Annotated in this window: 5 protein-coding genes; 3 read left to right on the top strand and 2 right to left on the bottom strand. The window is 72.8% G+C overall.

The features are described from left to right. From nth to RIF68_RS30470, 3 genes are all read left to right on the top strand, one after another. Positions 1-1,137: endonuclease III (nth, locus tag RIF68_RS30480; protein WP_309054504.1), on the top strand; the 1,137-nt coding region annotated here is incomplete at its 5' end. A gap of 120 nt (positions 1,138-1,257) precedes the next feature. Then, positions 1,258-1,962, top strand: coding sequence for a CoA pyrophosphatase (locus tag RIF68_RS30475; protein WP_309054503.1), 705 nt, complete (start codon positions 1,258-1,260; stop codon positions 1,960-1,962). 75 nt (positions 1,963-2,037) lie between these two features. Beyond that, positions 2,038-3,237: a MarP family serine protease gene (locus RIF68_RS30470; protein WP_309054502.1), complete on the top strand. Its 1,200-nt coding sequence runs from the start codon at positions 2,038-2,040 to the stop codon at positions 3,235-3,237. Between the two features lie 109 nt (positions 3,238-3,346). Here RIF68_RS30470 and RIF68_RS30465 read toward each other — a convergent pair whose 3' ends face one another. After that, positions 3,347-3,535 carry a hypothetical protein gene (locus RIF68_RS30465; RefSeq protein WP_309054501.1) on the bottom strand — a complete coding sequence of 63 codons (189 nt, stop codon included), beginning with the start codon at positions 3,533-3,535 and terminating at the stop codon, positions 3,347-3,349. A 120-nt stretch (positions 3,536-3,655) separates the two neighbouring features. After that, positions 3,656-3,779, bottom strand: a 124-nt coding sequence (locus RIF68_RS30460; RefSeq protein WP_375165759.1) for an alpha/beta fold hydrolase, incomplete at its 5' end; no start/stop codon positions are given.

Below are 3,779 nucleotides of genomic sequence, written 5' to 3'. Positions count from 1 at the left end.
GCGAAAGGTACGGATCGGGAGGCGGGTGCGGCGGGCGAGGCCGGGGCGGGCTCCGCCGGCCGTCCGGCCGGAGCCACGGCCGGGACCGCCGGCACGGCCGAGCAGGCGAAGGCCGCCAGGAGCGCCAAGGCGCCTGCCAAGGGGGCGAAGGCCGCCAAGGCCGCCAGGAGCACCGAGACGCCTGCCGGGGGTGCGAAGGAAGCCGAGCGCGCCAGGACACCCGCCCGGGGTGCGAAGGGCACCGAGAGCGTCGAGGCGCCTACCGGGGACGCGAAGGCCACGAGGACGCCCAAGGCGGTGAAGTCCGCGAGGACGGCAGGGGCGACCGTGAAACCGGCGGCCGGGGCCGCCAGGCCCGAGTCGCGGCTCGCGATGGTGCGCCGGGCGCGGAAGATCAACCGGGAGCTCGCCGAGGTCTTCCCGTACGCCCATCCGGAGCTCGACTTCCGCAACCCGTTCGAGCTGCTCGTCGCCACGGTCCTCTCCGCCCAGACCACCGACCTGCGGGTGAACCAGACCACCCCCGCCCTCTTCGCGCGCTACCCGACGCCCGAGGATCTGGCCGCCGCCGTCCCCGAAGAGGTCGAGGAGCTCATCCGCCCCACCGGCTTCTTCCGCGCCAAGACCAAGTCGATCATGGGCCTGGCCGCCGCCCTGAGGGACGACTTCGGCGGCGAGGTCCCCGGCCGCCTGGAGGACCTGGTCAAGCTCCCCGGGGTGGGCCGCAAGACCGCCTTCGTCGTCCTCGGCAACGCCTTCGGCGTCCCCGGCATCACCGTCGACACCCACTTCATGCGGCTGGCCCGCCGCTGGCGGTGGACCGGGTCCGACGACCCGGTGAAGATCGAGGCGGAGGTCGCCGAGATCTTCCCGAAGAGCGAGTGGACGATGCTCTCGCACCGGGTGATCTTCCACGGCCGCCGGATCTGCCACGCCCGCAAGCCCGCCTGCGGCGCCTGCCCGATCACCCACCTCTGCCCCTCGTACGGCGAGGGCGAGACCGACCCCGAGAAGGCGCGGAAGCTGCTCAAGTACGAGATGGGCGGCCTCCCCGGCCAGCGGCTCAACCCGCCCGCGGACTATCCCGGCCGCCCCGCCCCGCCCGCCCCGGGCGTCGCGCCCGGAGCCGGGGAATGACCGCCGCGGAGCCGGGAACGGAACCCGGAACGGAAACCCGGTCCCGCCTCCGGCCCTGCCCCGGAGGACGGCTGGGAACGATGGCGCACCGCGAGGGCGTTGGGAGACACGGGGGTGCCCATGACGCGCACTGACGAAGAGATCTACGGCCCCGGCACCGGCGGTCTGATCGACCGGGAAGGCCTGCCCGCCTGGCTCGGTCCGGTCGACCGGGCCGCGCGCACGGTCCGGCCCGAGCAGCTGAGCAGCTTCCTGCCGCCCGAGAGCGGCGCGGGCCGTCAGTCCGCCGTGCTCGTCCTCTTCGGCGAGGGGGAGCGCGGGCCCGAGCTGCTCCTCATGGAGCGGGCCGGCAGCCTCCGCTCCCACGCGGGCCAGCCGTCGTTCCCGGGCGGCGCCCTCGATCCGGAGGACGGCGACCCGGCCGACGGCGGCCTGATCCGTGCCGCGCTGCGCGAGGCGGAGGAGGAGACCGGCCTCGACCCGGCCGGTGTCCAGATCTTCGGCGTACTGCCCCAGCTCTACATCCCGGTGAGCGGCTTCGTCGTCACCCCGGTCCTCGGCTGGTGGCGCACCCCCAGCCCGGTCGGGGTCGTCGACCCCGCCGAGACGGCCCGGGTCTTCACCGTCCCCGTGGCGGATCTCACGGATCCCGCGAACCGGGCCACCGCCGTGCACCCGCGTGGCCACGCGGGCCCCGCCTTCCTCGTCGCGTCCGCTCTGGTCTGGGGTTTTACCGCCGGAGTGATCGACCGGCTGCTCCACTACGCAGGCTGGGAGCGCCCCTGGGACCGTACGAGACAGGTCCCGCTCGACTGGCGCTCATGACAGGCTGACCCACGGGCGAGACAGGCCGACCTACGGGCGACCGGCGACCGGAACGAATCTGCGAGGCTATTGACGGTGAACGTGCTGGACATCTTGCTGCTGCTCGCCGCCGTGTGGTTCGCGATCATCGGGTACCGCCAGGGCTTCGTGGTCGGCATCCTGTCGGTCATCGGTTTCCTCGGCGGGGGTCTGCTCGCCGTTCTGCTGCTTCCCGTGGTCTGGGACCAGCTGACGGACGACAGCGAGGTGTCGACCACGGCGACGGTCGTCTTCGTGATGGTCGTCATCATCTGCGCCTCCGTCGGCCAGGCCCTCACCACCCACCTCGGCAACGGGCTGCGCCGGTACATCACCTGGTCACCGGCGCGCGCGCTCGACGCCACCGGCGGCGCGCTGGTGAACGTGGTCGCGATGCTGCTCGTGGCATGGCTGCTCGGCTCCCTCCTCGCCCAGACCTCGCTGCCCACCGTGGGCAAGGAGGTACGCGGCTCGAAGGTGCTGCTCGGGGTGAACGAGGTGATGCCGGATCAGGCCTCGCGCTGGTTCGACGACTTCAGTTCGACCCTCTCGCGCAACGGTTTCCCACAGGTGTTCAGCCCGTTCGCCGACGAGCCCATCACCAAGGTCCTGCCGCCGGACCCGGCCCTCGCGGGCAGTCCCGTCGCCGCCCGCGCCAAGCGGTCCATCGTCAAGGTCGTCGGCACGGCCCAGAGCTGCGGCAAGGTTCTCGAGGGCACCGGTTTCGTCTTCGACGAGCGCAGGGTCATGACCAACGCCCACGTGGTCGGCGGCGTGGACGAGCCGACCGTCCAGATAGGCGGCGAGGGCAGGCTGTACGACGCCAAGGTCGTGCTCTACGACTGGCGGCGGGACATCGCCGTCCTGGACGTGCCGGACCTCGACGCGACCCCGCTGCGGTTCTCCGAGGAGGACGCGCGCAGCGGTGACGGCGCGATCGTCGCCGGCTTCCCGGAGAACGGCGCGTACGACGTGCGGTCGGCCCGTGTCCGGGGGCGGATCAGCCCGACGGGACCGGACATCTACCGGCGTGACGAGGTGCGCAGGGAGGTGTACTCGCTGTACGCGACGGTCCGCCAGGGCAACTCCGGCGGGCCGCTGCTCACCACGGACGGTGAGGTGTACGGCGTGATCTTCGCGCGCTCGCTGGACGACGTGAACACCGGCTACGCGCTGACCGTGGACGAGATCCGCGAGGACATCGAACGCGGCCGCAGCGCCGTGCAGCAGGTCGACACGCAGGGCTGCGCCCTGTAGATCCGCCCGGGGCGGGGTGCCGCGTCCGGGCGGGGTGCCGTGTCCGGGTGGCTCCGGCCGGTCCTGGGGTCCGCCGTGGGCGTGACCCCGGCCCGAACGCCCGGTCGCGTCAGTCGCGCGGATGCCTCAGCCGGGCCGACACCCAGCGGGCACGGCGGCGCAGCATGCGCGAGATACCGACGTCTTGCGCGGAGTACGAGGGCCCCGGCTCCGGGGGTCCACCCCTCTCGCGGGAGCCCGGCGCCGTTGCCGAGCGGCGATCGCGTGCCGTGTCACCGTAGTCGTGCGTCCAGCCCATACCTCGACGTGTGCCCGGGCCCCGAGGTCGGTAACCGCCCCGGGGCCCGCCAATTGGAGTATGCGCCGGGCACATGGCCGTTCTTCGTACGCGCGTGCGTGGCCGGAAGGTGACAGTCGGTCAGCGGTCCGGCTCGGTGTCCTTCAGCCAGTTGACCAGTTCGGCCGTGAACGCGACCGGGTCCTCCTCGTGGGGGAAGTGCCCGAGGCCGTCGAACAGCCGCCAGCGGTACGGCGCCTCCACG

Source organism: Streptomyces sp. (genome assembly GCF_031178505.1).
Taxonomy (GTDB): domain Bacteria; phylum Actinomycetota; class Actinomycetes; order Streptomycetales; family Streptomycetaceae; genus Streptomyces; species Streptomyces gulbargensis.
Note: the sequence above shows the minus strand (reverse complement) of the source record. Positions and strands in the feature narration are given on the sequence as shown.